Raw genomic sequence first — 21,873 nt, 5'->3', positions numbered from 1 at the left:
GAGAGGGAGTTTTATGAGGCTATGGCATGTAATCAGCGGCTTGTTGTTGCTGGTGTTTTTTGCAGCGGGTAATGTGTTCGCCGAAGAGACCTTGAAAGTGGGGGTCAAACTTTCCGAACCGTGGGTGATGTTCGACGCTAAACTGCCGCCAGAACAGCGCCAGCCGCGTGGTTTCAGCATTGATTTGTGGAATGCCATTGCTGCTGAAATGGGCGCGAAGACCCAGTGGGTGTATTTCGATACCGTGCCGGAGCTGATCCAAGCTACCCAAGAAAGTAAGGTTAATGCTGGGATTTCTGCCATCACCGTGACCAATGCCCGCGAACAGCAGGTGGATTTTTCCAACTCCATGTATGAATTGGGTTTGCAAATCATGGTTCCGGCGGATACGCGCCCCAATCCGTGGTTAGTGGCTATCCAAGAGATCGGCAAGCTGTTTACGTGGCAAGTGTTGTTGGCGGTGACATTGCTGGTGGTCGTTTTCGCCCATGTCCGCTGGTTGGTTGACCGGCGTTTCAGCGGTGGCGAACCCACTTTCCCGGAAGATTACCGTTCCGGCATCAATGAAGCACTGTGGTGGGCGCTGACCATGTTTACTACGTGGGATACGCCGCCACGCCGGGGTTTGGCGCGGTTAGTGGATTTGGGGTGGTTCCTGATGGGATTCTTGTATTTGGGCATCTTAAGTTCCGTGATCACCGCCGCGTTGACCGCGCAGAATATCGACAGCAGCATCCAAAGTCCTAAAGACCTGCTCGACAAGCGCGTGGCGGTGGTGGCGACCGATGCCCCCAAGGACTACTTGCTGAAAATGGGCGTGAACATTGTTCCGGTCAAAGATTTGGCGGAAGGAATGCAAAAAGTCATCAGCAAGGATGTGGATGCGCTGGTGCATGATGGCCCGCGCTTGGTGTATCTGGCAAACCAGCACAACAAGAGTGCGCCGGAGAAGCAACAGGTGTCAGTGTTGCCGGTCAGTTTTAACCCGCAAAGCTACGGCATCGCATTCCCGCCCGACAGCCCCTTGGTGGAACCTGTCAACCGCGCTTTGCTGAAATTGCGTGAAACGCAGGGTGTGAGTGACAGCATCCACGAAAGCCTGCGGAATAAGTGGTTGCCGAACTGATAGAGGGCTTGCTACGGCAAAATCAGCAAAATTAACAGCCCCGCCAGCAAGTAATACGCAGCATAACGGATCGACAACGGTTGCTTGAAGCTGTCGGGGATGTACGCCTCCACGAACGGGAAAAAGTGGCGGATGCCACCAATGACCAGCGTCGTGAGGCCGATCAAAACGAGCATTACAGCAATAGCCGCGAGGAAATTCATGCTGGTGTGTTCCTTTGCTTCGTGTGCGGTGTTTTAGGGGGTAAGTTGGTGCGGAGCCACGCGATAATGCGCGGTTCCAGCCAGTATTCTGCCTGCCACGGTAAGCTACCGCTGATAAACCCAACGTGCCCGCCGTGTGCCGCGAGTTCCAACGTTACGCTGTCGCTGAGCATGTCTTCGCTCGGCGCGGTGGTCGGGTGCATGAACGGGTCATCCTTGGCGTGGATAATCAGCGTCGGGGTCTGGATGCTACGCAGGAATTGTGCCGAACTGCTGCGCCGGTAGTAATCTTCCGCGTCGGCAAAGCCATTCAGTGGGGCAGTAATCCGGTCGTCGAATTCAAACAGCGTTTTCAGCTTGCTGACATCAACGGTCAGCGGGCTTGGCATCCGGCTGAATTTGTCGCGGTAGGTGCGTTTCAGGCGGTTCACCAGATGCAGCCCATACACCCGCGCAAACCCGCTTTCGAGCTTGCGGGCGCATTCCTGCAACTGGAACGGTACGGAAACCGCGACTGCCGTTTTCAAACCCGAATCTTTGCCAGTTTCCCCCAGATATTTCAGGATCAGGTTGCCGCCGAGCGAAAAACCGACCGCTGCATCCGGCATCCGCCCGCTTTGTTGCAGGTGGGCAAGCACTTCCGCGATGTCGCTGGTCAAACCGGAATGGTAGCTGCGCGGCAGGCGGTTTGGGGTTTGGCTGCGTCCGCGCAGGTGCATGAAAACGCTGGCGAACCCCTCTTCGTGCAACGCTTGCATCAAGGTCTGGGCGTAATGCGAATCCACCGAACCTTCCAACCCGTGGATCACCAGCACCAGCGGGGAATCCGGGCGCGGGTAGTGCGCCAGATCAATGAAATCCCCATCGGCGAGTTCCACCCGTTCGGCTTGCAAGGGCAAGTGTGGGCGGCGGCGGAAAAACACAGGCCACAAGGTTTGCAGGTGGGGCGAGCGCAGCCACCACGCGGGGAGGAAGGAAGACTCAGTACGTTTATTCATCTGATGAGTATAACCGACTGGGGTAACTCACTCTGAGCAATAAATGCTATCCTACGCCTATCAGCAAACCATCTACCCCACGAACCAATGCAGCAGATTTTCATCAGTTACGCCCAAGACCAATCCCACGGTCAACGCCTCGCGAAACAGGCGCAGCAGCATTTGCATGGGCAAGGCTTCACTGTGTTCCGTGACGAGACGGGTGTTCTGCCGGGGATGGAGTGGGTAAAGGAAATCGAGCGCCAATTGAAAGCCAGCCAGCTTGTGGTGTTGGTGGTATCGAATAAGGTCAAGCATTCTGAATGGGTGTTCGCCGAGTTCCAGATGGCGAAGCGGATGAATATTCCCATTGTGCCAATTTTGGCGGAAAACTTGGACGATTTGCCATTATGGTTGATCCCCTTGCAGCATTTGAACTTTTCCCAGCAAGTGGATTGGCAAAAGTTGATGCATACCATCCGTATCCACATCCCGCTGCCTGATCCGCCGAAAGTCCAGCCGTCACCGCCCATTCCTCCATCCCCAGCGCCCAAGCAAGCAGAACCCGTTTGGGCAAAGGTAATGGGTGAGGATGGCTATGGGCGATATGCCGATCTGGATGTGAAGGGTGTTATCCAACGCTTCCGCTGGATCAAACCGGGCAAGTTCCTGATGGGGTCGCCAGCCTCCGAAAAGGAGCGAGGAAGTGATGAAATCCAGCATGAAGTGACGTTGACGCAAGGGTTTTGGTTGGCGGATAGCACTTGTACCCAAGCTTTGTGGAAGGCAGTGATGGGTAACAACCCTTCCCATTTCAGCTCCATTTTCAGGAACACCGCAAACAATCCGGTGGAAACGGTCAGTTGGAATGATGTACAGGGTTTTATCCGTACACTGAATGGTATAGCGTCTGACCTGAAGGCGAAACTGCCAACCGAAGCGCAGTGGGAATATGCCTGTCGTGCAGGAACAATGCCCCGTTATTCTGTTGGTGATAACATTACGGCACAGCAGGTAAATTTCAATGACAATGTTGGGAAAACTGTTTCGGTCAAATCACTTCCTGCGAATCCGTGGGGTCTGTACGAAATGCACGGTAACGTGTGGGAATGGTGTCAGGATTGGTACAGTTCTTATCCGGCGGAGCCGGTAACGAACCCGGAGGGTTCACAGTCAGGCGTTTTGCGCGTCGTTCGCGGCGGCTCGTGGCTCTACTACGGCAGGGGCGTGCGTTCTGCCTACCGTTACGGGAACGAGCCTGATGACCGTGGCATCGACTTGGGCTTTCGCCTTGCCCTAGGTCATTGAGCTAAGGCCGGGCAGGGCGGCGGAGCCGCAGCCGCCGGAGGCGGAATCCTTGCGCGGACGTGGCGGACGTGAGCAGGCGCGTCGCGGAGCAGCGCCAGCGTGCGGCTGCAACGGGAGCGCCCGCCGCGTAGCGGTGGAGGGGGTTTCTTCTGCACCTTTTCCCCTATATCATCCCCCCTTTACACTCCCACAGCCGGAAGCACGCATGAGCCAATACTGGAGCAAGCTGGTACACGACCTCGACCCGTATGTGCCGGGCGAACAGCCCAAAGACCAGCGCTACATCAAGCTGAACACCAACGAATGCCCGTACCCGCCATCGCCGCAAGCCTTGGCTGCGATCCACGCGGCAGCGGATGAAACCCTGCGCCTCTACCCCGACCCGAACGCGGATGAACTCAAAGACGCCATCGCCGACTATTACGGTATTGCCCGCGCCAACATTTTCGTTGGTAACGGCTCGGATGAAGTGCTGGCACACATCTTCCACGGCTTGCTCAAGCACGATGCCCCGATCCTGTACCCGGACATCAGCTACAGTTTCTATCCGGTTTACGCCACCCTCTACCAGATAGCGGCACGGCAAATCCCGCTGCGGGACGATTTCAGCCTGAACTTGGCGGATTACAGCGGTGAAAACGGCGGCATCATTTTCCCCAACCCCAATGCCCCCACCGGCATGGCGGTCGGGCTGGATGCTATCGAACAATTGCTGCAAGCCAACCCGAATTCGGTAGTGGTGGTTGATGAAGCCTACGTCGATTTCGGCGCAGAAACCGCGATTCCACTGGTGGCGAAGTACCCGAACCTGCTGGTTGCGCAAACCTTTTCCAAATCCCGCTCGCTGGCTGGCTTGCGTGTTGGTTTCGCGGTCGGGCATCCGCACCTGATCGAAGCGCTGGAACGGGTGAAAAATTCCTTCAACTCCTACCCACTGGGGCGCATGGCGATTGCCGGAGCTGCTGCCGCGATGCGTGACCGCGAGTATTTCGAGGCAACCCGCCAGAAAATCATCCGCACCCGCGAAGCCACCGTGCAAAAGCTCAGCGCCTTGGGCTTTACGGTGCTGTCTTCTGCCGCCAACTTCGTGTTTGCCCGCCCACCCGAAGGCAATGCCGAGGCGGTTTATCTGGAATTGAAAAAGCGCGGGGTGCTGGTGCGTTATTTCAACAAGCCGCGCATCAACGAATACCTGCGCATCACCATCGGTACGGATTACGAAATGGCAGAATTCCTGCGGATCGTCGCCGACTTATGAAGCGCGACGAACTCGAAAGCTACCTCAATAAGCTGCTGAATGTGGCTAAGTTCCGCGATTACGGCCCCAACGGTTTGCAAGTGGAGGGCAGGGCGGAAGTGCGTCGCATTGTCACGGGCGTGACTGCCAGCCAAGCTTTGCTGGATGCGGCGGTGGAACTTGACGCCGATGCAGTATTGGTTCACCACGGTTATTTCTGGAAAAATGAATCGCCCGTCATTCGGGGCATGAAAAAACAGCGCCTTGCCGCCCTGCTCAAACACGACATTAATTTGTTCGGCTACCACTTGCCATTGGATGCCCACCCGGAACTCGGCAACAACGCGCAATTGGGCAAGCTGCTGGGTATCCTCAATGAAGGCGTGATGGACGAGCGCGAATTGCAAGGTGTTGGTAATATCGGTTCCTTGCCCGCGCCATTGTCATTGGAAACCTTCGGTCAGCAAGTGGAAGCCGTGCTGGGGCGCAAGCCCTTGTTGGTTGCGGGCGGTGAACACCCCATCCGGCGTATTGCATGGTGTACTGGTGGGGCGCAAAGTTACATCCAGCAAGCCTTTGAGTTGGGCGCTGATGCGTATTTGAGCGGTGAAGTTTCTGAGCATACCGTCCACAGCGCCCGTGAAAATGGTATCCACTATATTAGTGCGGGGCATCATGCTACCGAACGCTACGGCATTAAGGCGCTGGGGGAACATTTGGCGGGGCAGTTTGGCTTAGACACTATTTTCCTTGATCTCGACAACCCCGTATAAGTCAGGTTATTGTATATTTTCGCTTGATTTTAGGTGGAAGTTCGGACATCCTACATGGCGTTTTAGTGTGCGCTAATATAGGCACATCTTGGCAGGTAATGCAGAAATTCAACATTATTGCAAGCGGGGTTTTGCTGGTTTGCAGGAATGTGCAGGTTAAGTTTTGAACATTTGGGAGAGTGCTAACGATGGCAAATTCTGGAGTAGATACAGGCCGTCGCCGCATCCTGATTGCCGCCACTTCCGTGGTGGGTGCAGCAGGTGTGGCAGCGGTTGCGGCTCCTTTCCTTTCCTCATGGAATCCTAGTGCGCGTGCGCTTGCCGCAGGTGCGCCAGTCGAAGTTTCCGTGAGCAAGGTGGAGCCGGGTCAGTTGATTCGTGTTATCTGGCGTGGGAAGCCGGTATGGCTTGTTAACCGTACCCCGGAAATGCTGGCAGCATTACCGAGCCTCGATGGCAATTTGAAAGATCCAAATTCCGATAATGTTAAGCAACAGCCGGAATATGCCAAAAACGGGGCACGTACCCGCCAAGGTAAAGAACAGTATCTGGTGCTGGTCGGTATTTGTACCCATCTGGGGTGCTCACCCACTTACCGTCCTGAGTTGGCTCCGGCTGACTTGGGTGCTGATTGGAAAGGTGGTTGGTATTGCCCATGCCACGGCTCCCGTTTCGATTTGGCAGGCCGCGTATTCAAAAACGTTCCAGCCGGTGCAAACCTTGAAGTACCTCCATACTACTTCAAAAACGACGACACTATTCTGATCGGTGAAGATGGAGGTAAAGCATAATGGCTGAACGTCATCCCCATAATTACACAGGTTTCTTGGGTTGGGTCGAAGACCGCTTCCCGATGATGGAAACTTGGAAAGCGCATTTGGCTGAGTACTATGCGCCTAAAAACTTCAACTTCTGGTATTTCTTCGGCTCACTGGCCATGCTGGTGCTGGTAATCCAGATCGTTTCTGGCCTGTTCTTGGCATTCCACTACAAACCGGATACCACGTTGGCGTTTGCTTCCGTCGAATACATCATGCGTGATGTACCGTCCGGCTGGTTCATCCGCTACATGCACTCCACTGGCGCTTCTGCGTTCTTTATCGTGGTGTACCTGCACATGTTCCGTGGCCTGATTTACGGGTCTTACAAAGGTAAGCGCGAACTGATCTGGTTGATCGGTATGGCGATTTACCTTGCACTGATGGCAACGGCGTTCATGGGTTACTTGCTGCCTTGGGGTCAAATGTCTTACTGGGGTGCGCAGGTTATCATCAACCTGTTCAACACTATCCCAGTGATTGGTGAAGGTCTGTCTACTTGGATTCGTGGTGACTTCGTACTTGGCGATGCAACCCTGAACCGTTTCTTTGCGCTGCACTTCTTCCTGCCTTCCTTGGTGCTGCCTGCACTGGTCTTCGTCCACATCGTGGCGCTGCACGCAGTCGGTTCCAACAACCCAGATGGCGTTGAAATCAAGAAAGGCCCGAAAGGCAACCGTTGGAGCGATACTGCACCGGCTGATGGCATTCCGTTCCACCCTTACTACTCTGTGAAAGATATTCTGGGTGTTGTCGTGTTCCTGATGGGCTTCTTCGCGATCCTGTTCTTTGCGCCTGAAGGCGGTGGCTACTTCCTCGAACAGCCAAACTTTGAACCGGCTAACGCGCTGAAAACGCCGTTGCACATTGCGCCAGTTTGGTACTTCACACCGTTCTACACGGTTTTGCGTGCGATCCCTGACCCATTCTTTGGTACATTGGCGATGTTCTCGGCAATTGCAGTACTGTTTGCGCTGCCTTGGATTGACCGTAACCCAATGAAATCATGGCGCTACCGTAACAACGCGCACAAGATCAACCTGATGCTGTTTGCAGCGGTGTTCTTGGTGTTGGGTTGGATGGGCGTTGAAGCAGTAACTCCAGCCTTCAAAGAATTGGGCACTCGCATGACCCAAATCTACTTCCTGTTCTTTGTGGTACTGTGGATTCACAGCAACCCAGCGAAAGCGAAGTATGTCATGTGGTTCGGTATCCTGTTGGGCGCAGTCATTGCTTATGACTTTATCTTCCGCTTTACAGCGGGTGATAGTGGTGCAACTGTCCAGATGATTATCCAGTTTATTTGGCCTGCGGCTTATCTGGCGCTGACCCTGTTGTTGCCTGCTTTCAAAGCAAGCTGCAATGAAGAAAAGCCGGTTCCTGACCGCGTAACAGGTTGAGGTGTGACAACATGAAAAAATTTATTGCAAGTGTAATGTTCGCACTGACCGCTTCCGTGATGGCATCTGGTGCTGCGATGGCGAACACAGGTGGCGTACCACTGGAAAAGGCGAACGTCAATATCCATGACCAGTCCAGCCTGCAAGTGGGTGCGAAGTATTTCGCTAACTACTGCATGGGTTGCCACTCGCTGAATTTCAGCCGTTATAACCGGGTCGCTACTGACTTGGGGTTAACGAATGAACAGGTGGCGAAAAACCTGATCTTCACCCGTACTGACGGTGAGCCGACTAAAGTTGGTGAGCTGATGAAGAACGGTATGTCCCAGAAAGACTCGGCTGAATGGTTCGGTGCGCCGCCACCAGACCTGTCCCTGACAGGCCGTTCACGTGGCCCGGATTGGATTTACAGCTACCTGAAAGCGTTCTATGTGGACAAAACCCGTCCGATGGGTGTGAACAATACCGTGTTCGCTAACGTCGGTATGCCGCATGTCCTGTGGGAACTGCAAGGTCTGCAAGAGCAGGAATGCACTAAGCACGGTGAAGGTGAGCACGCTGTTGAGCATTGCGCACTGAAAACCGTCACGCCCGGCACAATGTCTGCTGCTGAGTACGACAAAGTAGTGCGTGACATTACCAACTTCCTGACTTACGTCGCTGAGCCTGCACAACTGCACCGTAAAAGCTACGGCATCTTTGTGTTGCTGTTCTTGGGTCTGTTCGCGGTTCTCGCTTACTTCCTGAAGAAGGAATACTGGAAGGATGTCCATTAATCCGCTTCCGGTATAACACCTCGAAGCCACTCTAGTGTAAAATAGAGTGGCTTTTTTGTTTCTAGCATAGGGAGTTTCGCGTCTATGGCTTCGCTTTCCAGCCGAAGATCTGTCATGACATTGTTTTCCGCCGCCGACTGTGCAGACAGTCACCGTGTGCGCATTGTTTTGGCGGAAAAGGATATTACCGTTGATATCCTCAATATTAATCCCGATAACAAGCCCGAAGACTTGGCGGAACTGAACCCCTATAACACCACGCCAACCCTGATTGACCGCGATCTGGTGTTGTACGATGCGCGGATCATTATGGAATATCTGGATGAACGCTTCCCGCACCCGCCGTTGATGCCGGTTGACCCGGTAACACGTGCGCACTCGCGTTTGGCGTTGTTCCGCATTGAAAAAGACTGGTTTTCACTGGTCAGCGATATTGAAGACGGTGATGAGCTGGCGGCTGCCCAAGCCCGCAAGATTTTGCGTGAAAGTGTACTGTCTGCGGCAGAAGTGTTTGCCGTTAAGCCTTATTTCCTGAGTGAAGAATTTTCACTGGTGGATTGCACCATTGCGCCGATCCTGTGGCGTTTGCCGAAATACGGTATTGATGTGCCGGAAAAACAGGGCAAACCGATCTTGCGCTATATGGATCGGGTGTTCTCGCGGGATGCTTTCCAGCAGTCATTAAGCAAGGTTGAGAAAGCTATCCGCCCATGAATATGACGCCGAAACGCCCCTACTTGTTACGCGCTTTTTACGAATGGATCGTGGATAACGGCCTGACACCGCATATTTTGGTGGATGCCCGTTCCAGTCAGGTCAGAGTGCCGCGCCAGTTCGTCAAAGATGGCAACATTGTGTTGAATGTCAGCATGACCGCTGCCAACAACTTGATGCTGCGTGATGATGAAGTAACCTTTAGCGCCCGTTTCGGTGGCAAGGCATTCTCCATTTACTTGCCCATGTGGTCGGTAATGGCGATTTACTCGAAGGAAACGCAGGATGGCATCAGCTTCCCGCCTGATGAGTATGCCGAATCGCAGGAAGCCGTTGTGCAGGATGCACCTAAATCAGCCCCGTCATTGACTAGCGTTTCTGGGAATGGTGATGATGCCGGTGCGGAAGATGATAGCGCTGCCGCTGGGCAAGACGACGATCCAGAACCGCCCAAACCCACCGCTAAGCAGCGCCCTTCCTTTTTGCGTGTGGTTAAATAAGCCCGATGTTGTCCCTGATTGTTGCCATGACGGGTCAGCAGGTCATCGGGAAAGAAGGGCAGATGCCGTGGCATTTGCCTGCTGATCTTGCTTGGTTCAAGCGTAATACCCTCGGAAAACCTGTGATCATGGGGCGCAAGACGTGGGATTCCATTGGTCGGGCGTTACCGGGGCGGCGCAATCTGGTGATTTCCCGTGACCCTGCTTTCCAACCCATCGGTGCTGAACGGGTTGCATCACCGGAAGCGGCTTTGGCGCTGGTGGCTGATGTCCCGGAAGTGATGGTGATTGGTGGGGCGCAAATTTACGAGCATTTCTTGCCTTATGCCGGGCGTTTATATTTGACCCTGATCAATGCTAATTTATTAGGTGATACCTTTTTCCCTGATTATAATCAGCACCCGTGGCATGAGCTGGAGCGCACTGATTATCCTGCCGATGCCAAAAACCCTTACCCCTATTCTTTTCTGATTCTTGAACGGGAATCCTGATCCCTAAGGAGCTTTTCCCCATGAGTTCTCTGCTGATTGTTAACGCCAAATTGGTCAACGAAGGGCAGATTACTGCCAGTGATGTGCTTATCCGCAATGGGCGTATCGAGGAAATCGGTAGCAACCTGTCTGCGCCGGATGTCAAAGTGCTGGATGCGAAAGGGCGTTACCTGCTGCCGGGCATGATTGACGATCAGGTGCATTTCCGCGAGCCGGGGTTGACCCACAAGGGCGATATGGCAACGGAAAGCGGGGCAGCAGTGGCGGGCGGAATCACCAGTTTCATGGATATGCCGAATACCGTCCCGAATACCTTGACCACGGCGGTTCTCAATGAAAAAAAACAGTTGGCAGCAGGGCGTGTGGCAGCGAACTACGCTTTCTATTTAGGTGCTTCCAGCGATAATATCGAAGCGATTAAGGCGTTAAACCCCAAAGATGCGTGCGGGATAAAAGTATTCATGGGTGCTTCCACTGGCAATATGTTGGTTGATGACCCGGAAATTCTGGAGCAGATATTCACCCATGCACCAACTTTAATCGCAGCACATTGCGAAGATACCCCCACTATTTTAGAGAATGAGGAAAGTTACCGCAGCATTTACGGCGATAATATTCCATTTTATTTGCACCCGACGATCCGCAGTGAAGCGGCCTGCTATAAGTCGTCCTCGCTGGCGATGGAGTTGGCGAAACGTTGTGGCACGCGCTTGCATATCCTGCATATTTCTACGGCTAAAGAAGCGGAACGTTTTTCTTCGCTGCCTTTGCAAGACAAGTTAATTACGGCGGAAGCTTGCGTACATTTCCTGCATTTTGCCGAGGAAGATTACGTCTCCAAAGGGGCGCTGATTAAATGCAATCCGGCAATTAAAACAGCGGAAGACCGGGCTGGCATTATCCAAGCACTGCTGGATGGGCGGTTGGATGTGATTGGCACTGACCATGCGCCGCATACGTGGGATGAAAAGCAAAATAGCAGCTATTTCAAAGCGCCTTCTGGTTTGCCGTTGGTGCAACACGCGCTGCAAACGGTGCTGGAACATTACCACGATGGCATCTTTACGCTGGAATTCATCGTCGAAAAGACTAGTCATGCCGTTGCCGAATTGTTCAAGATTAAAGACCGGGGCTATATCCGCGAAGGTTATTGGGCTGATCTGGTATTGGTTGATTTGGAAAAGCCGTTCTTGGCAACCCATGCAAACAGTTTGTCGAAGTGTGGCTGGACGCCATTCGATGGTTATGAATTCCGCTCCAGTATCGCTGCCACGATTGTTAATGGGCAACTGGTGTGGCGAAATGGGTTGTTATTGGATGTTGATCCTGTCGGGATGGCCTTGGAGTTCGACCGATAAACTGGGTATGGTTTTGAGATAAACCACATTTACCCCGATTTATGCCGTTTGTCGGAGAGTTATGAACCCATAAAACAATGTTTCAGGGACGAGCTAAACTTCAGTGTGGGGACAGGTTAAACCCCACCACTTAAGTTCCTAAATTATATTGTTTCATGGAGGAACAACAAATGATTCAGCATGTAATCGCATCCTACCGGGTCATCCATCGCCATGTTCGCCACGGTGTATGGGCTGAAATTCACCTCTATAATGCCGCCAATAAAATGATTGGTTCCTTGTACTTTATGGACGATGACGAAGACCTGCGTCCAGCCATGAGCGAACCTCGTATCATGATCTGGTGGCCTGACCGCCGTCTGGGGCCAACTATGGACTTGCTGCGCAGCGGTTCTGGGGTGGTACTGGTATACAAAGCACCCAATGAAGCCTTTTTGACTGACACATCCCGCTTGAACACACCTGCACATGATGCAGATGCGCATGTTACGGAAGAAGAATGCAGTGTATGGGACTGCCCTCCGTAAGCTAGCACTTGTGTCTTAGTCGTCTCCGGCCCCGGACGCTTAGCGTACCGGGGCTTTTTTGTGTGCGGCTGATGGCTTTTTTGCTTCCATTCATCCGTTATTTATGGGGGAAGTCGCAAGATTGGGCTAAATTATGCGCATAATAGGCTTTGAAATAAAAATTACACTTTTCGGTACATCTTTAGTCTAAAAGTAAGGATAGGCGGATTCACCAGTCCGTAGCCCACCAGCCAAGGGGAATAAAATGAGTAGCATATTCAGTCACTATCAGTCCCGCTACGAAGCATTACGAGAAGAAGAATACTCGTTGCAGGAATACCTCGACATCTGCAAACACGACCACATGGCTTATGCCACTGCCGCCGAGCGTATGCTCCACGCGATTGGGGAGGCGGAAGTTGTTGATACTTCACGCGATCCACGCATGAGTCGGATTTTTTCCAACAAGGTTATCCGCCGTTATCCTGCCTTCTACGAATTCTATGGCATGGAAGACTGCATTGAGCAGATCGTGTCCTTTTTCCGTCACGCAGCCCAAGGTTTGGAAGAAAGCAAGCAGGTGCTCTACCTGCTGGGGCCTGTCGGTGGTGGTAAGTCTTCGCTCGCCGAACGTTTGAAGGCGCTGATTGAAAAGATGCCGATTTACGCTATCAAAGGTTCCCCGATCAATGAATCCCCACTGGGATTGTTCAATGCGGAAGAGGACGGGGCGATTCTGGAAGAGGATTACGGCATCCCGCACCGTTACCTGAAAACGATCATGTCGCCGTGGGCGGTCAAGCGGCTGCACGAGTTTGGCGGTGACATCACCCAATTCCGTGTGGTTAAACGCTATCCATCGCGCATGAACCAAATTGCGGTGTCCAAAACCGAGCCGGGGGATGAAAACAACCAAGACATTTCCGCACTGGTGGGCAAGGTCGACATCCGTAAGCTGGAAGATTACCCGCAGAATGACACCGACGCTTACAGCTATTCCGGTGGTTTGAGCCTGTCGAATCAGGGCTTGATGGAATTCGTGGAAATGTTCAAAGCGCCGATCAAGGTACTGCATCCACTGCTGACCGCCACGCAGGAAGGCAACTACAACGGCACGGAAAGTATCGGTGCGATCCCGTTTTCCGGGGTAATCCTTGCGCACTCGAACGAATCCGAATGGCAGGCATTCAAAAGTAACCGCAACAATGAAGCGTTCATTGACCGCGTTTCCATCGTCAAAGTGCCGTATTGCTTGCGCGTTACCGAAGAGATCAAGATTTACGAAAAACTGCTGATTAACAGTTCATTGGCTGCATCGCCGTGCGCACCGGATACCCTCAAGTTACTGGCGCAATTCATCGTGCTGTCGCGCCTGAAAGAGCCGGAAAACTCCAACCTGTTTTCCAAAATGCGCATTTACGACGGCGAGAACCTCAAGGACATCGACCCGAAAGCCAAAACCATCCAAGAGTACCAAGATGCAGCGGGCGTGGATGAGGGCATGAATGGGCTTTCCACCCGTTTTGCCTTCAAGATTTTGTCGAAAGTGTTCAACTATGACGCGACCGAAGTGGCGGCTGACCCAGTTCATCTGATGTATGTGTTGGAGCGCCAGATCGAGAAAGAGCAATTCCAAGCCGAATTGCAGGCACGTTACATCCGCTTCATCAAGGAATACCTCGCGCCGCGCTATGTGGATTTCATCGGCAAGGAAATCCAAACTGCTTACCTCGAATCCTATTCCGAGTACGGGCAAAATCTGTTCGACCGTTACGTAACTTATGCGGATTTCTGGATTCAGGATCAGGAATTCCGCGACCCGGAAACCGGCGAATTGCTCAACCGCGCTTCGCTGAACGCCGATCTGGAAAAGATCGAGAAACCAGCGGGCATCAGCAACCCGAAAGATTTCCGTAATGAGATCGTCAATTTCGTGCTGCGGGCGCGTGCCAATAACGGTGGGCGTAACCCAGCGTGGACGAGCTACGAAAAGCTGCGGCGCGTGATTGAGATGAAAATGTTCTCCAGCACCGAAGACTTGCTGCCCGTCATTTCCTACGGGGCGAAATCCACCTCGGATGAACAGCGCAAGCACGATAACTTCGTCGAGCGTATGATGAAACGGGGTTACACTGAAAAGCAGGTACGCCTGTTGGCTGAATGGTATCTGCGGGTACGTAAGTCGCAGTAAGGGGTTAGCATGACCTATATCGTTGACCGTCGCCTGAATAGCAAAAACAAGAGCATGGTGAATCGGGAACGTTTCCTGAAGCGTTACCAGAAACAGATTCGCCGTGCGGTGTCCGATGCTGTCAGCCGCCGCAACATCACGGACATGGAGCAGGGGGAAAGTATCACTATCCCCAAGCGCGACATTTCCGAGCCGGTATTCCGCCACGGGCAAGGCGGTAAGCGCGATATTGTGCATCCGGGCAACAAGGAATTTGTACCGGGCGACCGCATCCAACGTCCACCTGCTGGGGGTGGTGGTGGCAGTGGTTCGGGGCAAGCTTCGGCAGATGGGGAAGGGGATGATGATTTCATCTTCCAAATTTCCCAGCAGGAGTTTCTTGAATACCTGTTTGAAGATTTGGCACTGCCAAACATGGTCAAGCGCCAGTTGCTGAGTATGGATTCCTTCGACTACCAACGTGCCGGGGTCAGCGAAGTGGGCAATCCGGCACAAATCAATATCGTGCGTTCCATGCGCAGTGCCCATGCACGGCGGATTGCCTTGCGCGGTAAAGAGCGCCGCCGTCGCCGCGAAGTGCTGGCAGAGATGGAAGAACTTGAACAATACGAAACCTGCGATGAGACGGAAGAGCAGCGTTTGCTGTTGGAAGCGGAGTTGCAGCGCCTGAATGTGCGCATGAACGCAATCCCGTGGCTGGACGATTTCGACCTCAAGTACAACCTCAAGATCAAAGTGCCGAAACCGTCGCCCAAAGCCGTGATGTTTTGCGTCATGGACGTGTCTGGCTCAATGACGCAAGACATTAAGGACACCGCCAAGCGCTTCTTTTTCCTGCTGTACCTGTTCCTGAAAAAGAACTATGAAAAGATTGAAGTGGTATTCATCCGTCACCACACCCAAGCGCAAGAAGTGGATGAGGAAACCTTTTTCTACGCCCGCGAAACCGGCGGCACGGTGGTTTCCAGCGCCCTTAAGCTGATGGGTGACATTATTGAAGAACGCTATTCGCCCGACCAGTGGAATATTTACGTGGCGCAAGCTTCCGACGGTGACAACTGGCATGAAGACAACGAGCGTTGCCGCACGGCATTGAGCGACCACATCCTGCCGTTTGTGCAGTATTACACCTATATCGAAATCGGCGACCGTGATCCGCAAGGCTTGTGGTATTTGTACGAACGTTTGCAGGGCGATTTCCACGACCGTTTTGCCATCCAGCGGGTGCGCAATAATGCCGAAATTTATCCAGTATTCCGCGAACTGTTCCGTAAACACGCCGGGGAGGAGGTGGGCTAATGGACGAGAAACGCTACATTTCCACCAGTTCGGAATGGACATTCGAGACCATCGAAACCTATAACCGCGAAATCGGGCGCATTGCCAAGGAAAAGTTCCGGCTCGACACTTACCCGAACCAGATTGAGATCATCCGTTCCGACCAGATGATGGATGCTTATGCTTCCATCGGGATGCCGGTATTTTACAATCACTGGTCTTATGGCAAACATTTCGTCAATGTGGAGCAAAACTACAGCCGGGGACGCATGGGGTTGGCGTATGAAATCGTCATCAATTCCAACCCGTGCATCGCTTATTTGATGGAAGAAAATACCCTGACCATGCAAGCGCTGGTGATTGCGCACGCCTGTTACGGTCACAATTCCTTTTTCAAGGGCAATTACTTGTTCCGGGCGTGGACGGACGCGGAAGCCATCATCGACTATTTGATGTTTGCCAAGAATTACATCCGCCAGTGCGAAGAGCGCTTTGGGGTGGAAGCGGTGGAAATGCTGCTGGATTCTTGCCATGCGCTGATGAATTACGGGGTTGACCGTTACAAGCGCCCATCGCCGATTTCCGCGACGGAAGAAATGGCGCGGCAGCAAGAGCGTGAGTTGTACATCCAGCAACACTTGAATGACTTGTGGCGTACTTTGCCGCACCGTAACCGCGTCAATGAAGAGGCGGCTAAAGCCGTGGGGCGCTTCCCGTCAGAACCTCAGGAAAATATCCTGTATTTCATCGAGAAAAATTCCCCGTCACTGGAAATCTGGCAGCGCGAAATCATCCGCATCGTGCGTAAAGTTGCGCAGTATTTCTACCCACAACGCCAGACGCAGGTGATGAATGAAGGCTGGGCAACCTTCTGGCATTACACCATCCTCAACGAACTGTACGACGAAGGGCTGGTGAATGAAGGGTTCATGATGGAATTCCTCACTTCGCATACCAATGTGGTGATGCAGCCCGGTTTTGATAGCCCGTATTATTCCGGCATCAACCCGTATGCGCTGGGTTTTGCGATGATGAAAGACATACGCCGTATCTGCGAAAAGCCCACCGATGAGGATAGGCAGTGGTTCCCGGATATTGCCGGTTCCGACTGGATTGCGACCTTGGATCGGGTGATGCGCAATTACCGCGATGAAAGTTTCATCCTGCAATTCCTGTCGCCCAAGGTGATCCGCGATTTCCACCTATTCGCGCTGGAAGACGATGACCGTAAGAACACCATCGACATTGCCGCGATCCATAATGACGACGGTTATCGGCAGGTGCGGGAAATGCTTTCGCAGCAATACAACCTGAGCCACCAAGAGCCGGATATTCAGGTGTACAACGTTAATGTGCGCGGCGACCGTTCGCTGACCTTACAGCATACCTTGAATAACCGCCGCCCCTTGCACGGGGAGGTGAACGAGATGCTACGCCACGTCCATCGTTTGTGGGGTTATGACGTGCATCTGCATTCGGTAGAGCCAGATGGGCGCAGTGTGCGTAGTTACCATCTGGTGGGGGATGTTGGTGCTTGAGCGGCTTAGAGGCCGAACTTTTTCATGCCAACATTGACCGTGCGGGTCGGGCAGTTGCCCCGGAACATTTCCCATTCGTCGCAACGTTTGCCGCTAGGCAGCACGCATTCGCCTTTTTCGCCTTCAGGGGTTTGAACGATTTCCAGCTTGCCATGATTTTGTATGCAGTTCATGGAAGCGGGGTTAGTGGCACGGGTAGCAGCTTGGGTTGCGACTGGTGCGGTAGGCATCGGTGGGGCAACAGCAGTACAGGCGCTTAAGGCAAAGCTCAAAGCGATAACAAAACCGACGGCTAATTTCATGTATATCTCCGTTCATGGGGTAAGTGAAAACTGTGCCATTTTACTGTAAGCACTTTCACTTTGCCTGCACGAAAAATACCAACGGATAAGCCGCCAATCTGATTTTATTTTGCGCAGTGGATACACAAGGTTGCATAAGGCAATGCTTGCAGGCGTGCAGGGCTGATGTCTGCCCCACAACTGGCGCACACGCCATATTCACCGGCATCAAGGCGCTTCAGCGCGGCACGCACCTGTTGCAGTTCCATCTTGGTTTCTTCTTGCAAGTTGCGTAGCACGTCTTCATTTTCACGCTCCGTCACTTGTTCAGCAGAGTCGGCGCTGTGCGTACTGCTCAAATCCCGAGCCAAGCCATCCACGCGCTCAGTGAGGACTTTTTCCAACTCTTTTAATTGCTTATGCTTTTCTTCGTACATGTTTTCTGTTCTCATTACATCCATTCATAGTTTGATCATAACCCATAATCGGGTTTTCGGGTTGATGAAAGGCAAGGGAGAACACGTAAAATGCGCACGCTGGGCTTGATTTTGTTGTTTGGGATACTGGCTGGCTGTTCCGGTGGTCATGCATTGGATAGCCCCATCAATACCTGCAAGGCAGTCACAGTAGCATTGGCGGGCAACAAAGGGGTGCTTTGGCAAGGCGAAAAGCAGATGGAACAAAAAGGCGTGCAACTGCAAGTGAGCCTTGATTTCGCGTTGGTCGGGCAAGCTCCCGGCGAAGTTTCACAGGCAGTGTGCATTTACGGCCTGAGCAGCCAAGACATGGATGTGCGCAATACGCTGGGCGAATACGCCAATACCCCCACTTCCATGATGATCAACGGGATGCCGATTCCGACCAATGATTTGGTGCAGGCGGTTAACCGTGCGACGGTGGATACGGCGAACAGTATTATGCAGGATGCGGTGAAACGTTAGGGGAACCCGCCACCCCCATCCCCGGCCCATTCCAGCCGCTTGAACGCGGCACTTCGCCCCCCGCAAGGGGGGCAGGGAGCGAGAGGGGAGTTATTGATCGCAGGTTAAACCGTAGCTTTCTATGAACTTCTGGATTGAATCTGCTTCTGGCAAGCGCATCCGCAGAAAATCTTGCTTGGCTTGGCAAAGCAATTCACGGATACGTTCCCGATGGGCATTAGGGTCTTTTGCCCATAACAAAGTGGCAATCCACCACATCGTCACCGCTTTTGAGCGCACATCGCCGAGCTTCTCATAGACCGGGAGTTGCTCTGTCTGCCGGATGTTGAGAGCGTCGTCGAGTTGCCCCCGCGCTTGCAGGATGTCGGCGATCTTCCCCATCGTCACCGCTTTTGAGCGCACATCGCCGAGCTTCTCATAGACCGGGAGTTGCTCTGTCTGCCGGATGTTGAGAGCGTCGTCGAGTTGCCCCCGCGCTTGCAGGATGTCGGCAAAAGCCCCCATTGTGAAGGCAGTCTCCTTTAGCATCGCGTCAGAAAGCGTTGTTTTGTCAACAGGGAGCAGTTGTACCGCTCGTTCAATGTGCTGCACCGCATCAGCACCGCTACCGAGGCTTTGCTCCGCACGGGTGAGCGTAGTCAGAATCCTGAAATCTTCGCCCAGTGTGAGTATTTGTTGGCACAAGTTTAGGGCTTCACGGTAGCGATTAGCCCAATACATCGTGTCCGCAAGGGAGTGACCGACTTCCACCGCAATGCCTTGCTCTTGCCCCAACACTGCCAGCCGCACGACTTCCACACTCCACGCTTCCGGCCTGCCGTCTTTGGTGGCTTCAAACAAATATTGGCTGGCTTTGGCGGCGAGTGGCTGGCGTTCGCTAACATCAAGGGTTTCGGCGAGCGCATTGTCCAGCAGGTTGGAGACGAAGTAGTGGTCGCCGTCGGGCGTAGGGGTGATTTCCACCAGCCCGACGCGGGCGGCGGTTTGCAGGTGTTGCGCGGTTTGTGGGTCAGCACTCAGGGCTTCGATGGCGGCAAGCACCACGGGCAGGCGATAGAGCGCGGCACAGGCAAGCGTATGGCGCACGGCGGGCGTTTGCGCGTCCACCAACTCGTTGATCAGCACGTCTTCGCGGAATCGCGCCTCTTCCTGTTCCAGCTTGTCGAGCAAGGCACTGACCGGCAGGCTGCGCTCTTGCAACACGCCATGCAGCCATTCCAACAAACGCGGATTGCCCGCCGCCACCTCCACCGCCCGCAAGCGCAAAGCATTTTCCGCATCCCTTTCATGCCCATTGCCCGTGGTGACTGGCAACAAACCCGGCAATTGCGCCAGCTTTTTCTTCAGGTCGGCAGCGTGCAGGGTTTGCGGGTTCTCGGTATGCAAGCGGCACGGGCGCGGTACTGGCACGTCAAAGCGGCTGGTGACAATTACCCGCGTGTCACTCTGGCTATCGTGGATCGCTTGCAACACGGTATACAACACCGCCAGACTCGCCGGATGGTAATCTGCCTGCCCCAGCTTGCGCCGCTCCAGCGGGATGTTTTGCTCGAAATCGTCAAACACCAGCAGCAACGGTTTTGCACACAGCTGGTTGTCTTCCGGCTCGAACAATTCACGCAGGCGTTGTTCCAGCGTTTGTCCGGCGTCGTTCAGCAGGCTTTGCGCCTTGGGCAATGCCTTGCCGAGTGCCGCCACCAGCACGGTTTCATCCAGCCCGCCGTAACACACCACCGCATCGTGGCTGTTACGCAAACGGTCAATCAGCCGTGCCGCCGTGCTGCTTTTGCCCAGCCCACCCATGCCGTGCAACAGGATACCCTCGGCATACGCCTCATCCCCCTGCCATGCCCGCAAGCACCCCAAACTGCGTTGCAACAAACGCCGCCGCCCGATAAACGCCGTCCGCGCACACACTGGCACACGCCCGCCCGCATCCAGAAACTGTTGTGGCGTATCATGCGGACGCAACCGCAGCTTGCCTTTCGCCACCAACGGATTCAGTGCCGAACCGTCCACGTAACAGCGCAACAAATGCCAATAGGGCGAATGATTTTCCAGCAATGCCTGCCGAGCCAATGCCACCGCCTCGGCAATCGCAAAGCCGGTCGCCAACTTGTCATACAACGCTGCCGCCGCTTGCGAAGCCGCCATATCGCCCACTGGCAATGCCCAGCCCAGCACTACCGGCACACCCGCCGTCACCACTTGTTCGCTGAACGACAACATACCGTCTTGCTGGCTGGATTCCCCGGTACGGCAACCGGACAGGAACACCACACGCGGCGCACTGTTCGCATCCCGCAAGGTCTTCGCCAGTGCTTGCGGGGTAGCGGGGGCGCACCGACCCAGTTCATCTTCCAGCAAAAACACCGGCTGACCGCTGGCTTTGTCAATGTCGGCATGACCGCTGAAATGGATCACATCCGGGCTATCGTCACGTTCCGTCAGCCGCTCTGCCAAGCCTTGCAAGGAACCGCTTTCTTCGACCTGCAAATCCAGCGGCTTGCGTGCCGTCGCTTGCAGAATACCGGACTCTTCCGCCTCGAAATCCAGCACCGGCTGCACATCCTCCGGCGAACTCGCCATGAACAACACCCCAAGCTGACGCTTTTGCGGCTGCCAGTCGTGTTTGCGTTCGGCGGAAGTCACGCGCCGCAACGGCGTAAACCACTGGAACGGGTCTGCACACAAAAACTGCGCCCCGTCATGCAACAATTCCCACGGCAAATGCCGCAAACCCGCTTCGCGCACATCCAGCACCAAGGTCATCGGCTGCTGCATGGCGCGTACCCGCCGCAACCAGCCATTACTGTGCCGATCGACCCAACCAAACAGGTCTTGCCCGCGTTGTTCCAGATCGGGCGCATTCACACGGTAATTTTCCGCCGCCAATGCCAACAGCGCATCAATCTCCACCTGCTCAATCGGCGGAAACGTTAACCATGTGCTATCCCACACCCGCAACTCAAAGCGCGAGTCATCCTTGCGGAACAATTCCAATGTGTAATGCTGCATGAAACTCTCTCCGTTCTTCTCTTGCTCCCCTCTACCGCTTCGCGGGAGAGGGGCTGGGGGTGAGGGTATTCAAACTTCCTTCAACACCGCCTTAATCGCCGTTAATGACCCGCTAACCTTCACTTTCTTACCATCATCGGTTTCGATATTGACTTCCACCTTGCGGCTTTCGATATACTTTTCCAGCACCTTCGCCAGTGCCGACAAACCGCCATCCTTGCCCAGAAATGCCGTGAGTGCACCACCAGCAGCCACTGCCGTTGCCACTACACCCCAGATGACTGGATCGCCGCGTGTCGTTTCTTCATTGATTGGTGTCGTGAGCTGCACATCCGCATCCAGCCCGACCCGTTGCAGGTCATCGGTGAGTTGTGCGGATAAGTCTTGCATGAATGCGGCATCGTCGCCGCGAAACTGGATAGTTGCCATCACTTGTTCC

At 53.9% G+C, this 21,873-nt stretch carries 22 protein-coding genes; 16 read left to right on the top strand and 6 right to left on the bottom strand.

Annotated elements, in window-relative coordinates; genetic code table 11:
- Positions 1-13: 13 nt before the first annotated feature.
- Positions 14-1,126: a transporter substrate-binding domain-containing protein gene (locus PHE17_RS05735; protein ID WP_301014862.1), complete on the top strand. Its 1,113-nt coding sequence runs from the start codon at positions 14-16 to the stop codon at positions 1,124-1,126.
- 11 nt (positions 1,127-1,137) lie between these two features.
- Here PHE17_RS05735 and PHE17_RS05730 read toward each other — a convergent pair whose 3' ends face one another.
- The gene (locus tag PHE17_RS05730; RefSeq protein WP_301014861.1) at positions 1,138-1,329 is read right to left on the bottom strand and encodes a hypothetical protein; all 192 of its coding nucleotides are present in this window, start codon (positions 1,327-1,329) and stop codon (positions 1,138-1,140) included.
- Complete coding sequence (locus PHE17_RS05725; protein WP_301014860.1) at positions 1,326-2,327, bottom strand: hydrolase; 1,002 nt, start codon at positions 2,325-2,327, stop codon at positions 1,326-1,328. Before PHE17_RS05725 ends, PHE17_RS05730 begins: the two co-directional genes overlap by 4 nt.
- An 87-nt stretch (positions 2,328-2,414) precedes the next feature.
- Here PHE17_RS05725 and PHE17_RS05720 point away from each other — a divergent pair, with 87 nt between their 5' ends.
- The 14 genes from PHE17_RS05720 to PHE17_RS05655 all read left to right on the top strand — a co-directional run bounded on the left by PHE17_RS05720 (position 2,415) and on the right by PHE17_RS05655 (position 17,194).
- Complete coding sequence (locus PHE17_RS05720) at positions 2,415-3,614, top strand: SUMF1/EgtB/PvdO family nonheme iron enzyme (RefSeq protein WP_301014859.1); 1,200 nt, start codon at positions 2,415-2,417, stop codon at positions 3,612-3,614.
- Between the two features lie 205 nt (positions 3,615-3,819).
- A complete protein-coding gene (gene hisC, locus PHE17_RS05715; RefSeq protein ID WP_301014858.1) occupies positions 3,820-4,872 on the top strand; it encodes a histidinol-phosphate transaminase in 1,053 nt (350 codons plus the stop codon).
- Complete coding sequence (locus PHE17_RS05710; protein WP_301014857.1) at positions 4,869-5,624, top strand: Nif3-like dinuclear metal center hexameric protein; 756 nt, start codon at positions 4,869-4,871, stop codon at positions 5,622-5,624. Before hisC ends, PHE17_RS05710 begins: the two co-directional genes overlap by 4 nt.
- 188 nt (positions 5,625-5,812) lie before the next feature.
- Positions 5,813-6,415 carry a ubiquinol-cytochrome c reductase iron-sulfur subunit gene (gene petA, locus PHE17_RS05705; protein WP_301014856.1) on the top strand — a complete coding sequence of 201 codons (603 nt, stop codon included), beginning with the start codon at positions 5,813-5,815 and terminating at the stop codon, positions 6,413-6,415.
- Positions 6,415-7,842 (top strand): cytochrome b N-terminal domain-containing protein, encoded by a 1,428-nt coding sequence (locus tag PHE17_RS05700; RefSeq protein ID WP_301014855.1) that lies wholly within the window; start codon positions 6,415-6,417, stop codon positions 7,840-7,842. The genes petA and PHE17_RS05700 overlap by 1 nt, the downstream gene beginning before the upstream one ends.
- Before the next feature lie 11 nt (positions 7,843-7,853).
- On the top strand, positions 7,854-8,618 hold the full coding sequence (locus PHE17_RS05695; RefSeq protein ID WP_301014854.1) for a cytochrome c1: 765 nt from the start codon (positions 7,854-7,856) through the stop codon (positions 8,616-8,618).
- A gap of 84 nt (positions 8,619-8,702) precedes the next feature.
- Positions 8,703-9,332 (top strand): glutathione S-transferase N-terminal domain-containing protein, encoded by a 630-nt coding sequence (locus PHE17_RS05690; RefSeq protein ID WP_301014853.1) that lies wholly within the window; start codon positions 8,703-8,705, stop codon positions 9,330-9,332.
- A complete protein-coding gene (locus tag PHE17_RS05685; RefSeq protein WP_301014852.1) occupies positions 9,329-9,832 on the top strand; it encodes a ClpXP protease specificity-enhancing factor in 504 nt (167 codons plus the stop codon). Before PHE17_RS05690 ends, PHE17_RS05685 begins: the two co-directional genes overlap by 4 nt.
- A 5-nt stretch (positions 9,833-9,837) precedes the next feature.
- Positions 9,838-10,323, top strand: coding sequence for a type 3 dihydrofolate reductase (gene folA, locus PHE17_RS05680; RefSeq protein WP_301014851.1), 486 nt, complete (start codon positions 9,838-9,840; stop codon positions 10,321-10,323).
- Between the two features lie 20 nt (positions 10,324-10,343).
- Entirely contained in the window at positions 10,344-11,681 is a 1,338-nt protein-coding gene (locus PHE17_RS05675) for a dihydroorotase (RefSeq protein WP_301014850.1), read from the top strand.
- A 170-nt stretch (positions 11,682-11,851) separates the two neighbouring features.
- On the top strand, positions 11,852-12,208 hold the full coding sequence (locus tag PHE17_RS05670) for a hypothetical protein (protein WP_301014849.1): 357 nt from the start codon (positions 11,852-11,854) through the stop codon (positions 12,206-12,208).
- 244 nt (positions 12,209-12,452) lie between these two features.
- The gene (locus PHE17_RS05665) at positions 12,453-14,378 is read left to right on the top strand and encodes a PrkA family serine protein kinase (RefSeq protein WP_301014848.1); all 1,926 of its coding nucleotides are present in this window, start codon (positions 12,453-12,455) and stop codon (positions 14,376-14,378) included.
- A gap of 9 nt (positions 14,379-14,387) precedes the next feature.
- The gene (locus PHE17_RS05660) at positions 14,388-15,677 is read left to right on the top strand and encodes a YeaH/YhbH family protein (RefSeq protein WP_301014847.1); all 1,290 of its coding nucleotides are present in this window, start codon (positions 14,388-14,390) and stop codon (positions 15,675-15,677) included.
- Complete coding sequence (locus PHE17_RS05655) at positions 15,677-17,194, top strand: SpoVR family protein (protein WP_301014846.1); 1,518 nt, start codon at positions 15,677-15,679, stop codon at positions 17,192-17,194. The genes PHE17_RS05660 and PHE17_RS05655 overlap by 1 nt, the downstream gene beginning before the upstream one ends.
- 5 nt (positions 17,195-17,199) lie before the next feature.
- On the opposite strand, the gene PHE17_RS05650 is transcribed toward PHE17_RS05655, so the two are convergent.
- Both PHE17_RS05650 and PHE17_RS05645 read right to left on the bottom strand, forming a co-directional pair.
- A complete protein-coding gene (locus tag PHE17_RS05650) occupies positions 17,200-17,496 on the bottom strand; it encodes a DUF333 domain-containing protein (RefSeq protein WP_301014845.1) in 297 nt (98 codons plus the stop codon).
- 104 nt (positions 17,497-17,600) lie between these two features.
- Positions 17,601-17,927: a TraR/DksA family transcriptional regulator gene (locus tag PHE17_RS05645; RefSeq protein ID WP_301014844.1), complete on the bottom strand. Its 327-nt coding sequence runs from the start codon at positions 17,925-17,927 to the stop codon at positions 17,601-17,603.
- A 75-nt stretch (positions 17,928-18,002) separates the two neighbouring features.
- Between PHE17_RS05645 and PHE17_RS05640 the strand changes: the two genes are divergently transcribed.
- Positions 18,003-18,416: a hypothetical protein gene (locus PHE17_RS05640; RefSeq protein ID WP_301014843.1), complete on the top strand. Its 414-nt coding sequence runs from the start codon at positions 18,003-18,005 to the stop codon at positions 18,414-18,416.
- Positions 18,417-18,506: 90 nt separating this feature from the next.
- Here PHE17_RS05640 and PHE17_RS05635 read toward each other — a convergent pair whose 3' ends face one another.
- Positions 18,507-21,434, bottom strand: coding sequence for a CHAT domain-containing protein (locus PHE17_RS05635; RefSeq protein WP_301014842.1), 2,928 nt, complete (start codon positions 21,432-21,434; stop codon positions 18,507-18,509).
- Positions 21,435-21,503: 69 nt separating this feature from the next.
- Complete coding sequence (locus PHE17_RS05630) at positions 21,504-21,863, bottom strand: hypothetical protein (protein WP_301014841.1); 360 nt, start codon at positions 21,861-21,863, stop codon at positions 21,504-21,506.
- Between the last annotated feature and the right edge of the window lie 10 nt (positions 21,864-21,873).

The organism is Thiothrix sp., from assembly GCF_028714775.1.
Classification (GTDB): domain Bacteria; phylum Pseudomonadota; class Gammaproteobacteria; order Thiotrichales; family Thiotrichaceae; genus Thiothrix.
This window is presented reverse-complemented; position numbering and strand designations above follow the sequence as displayed.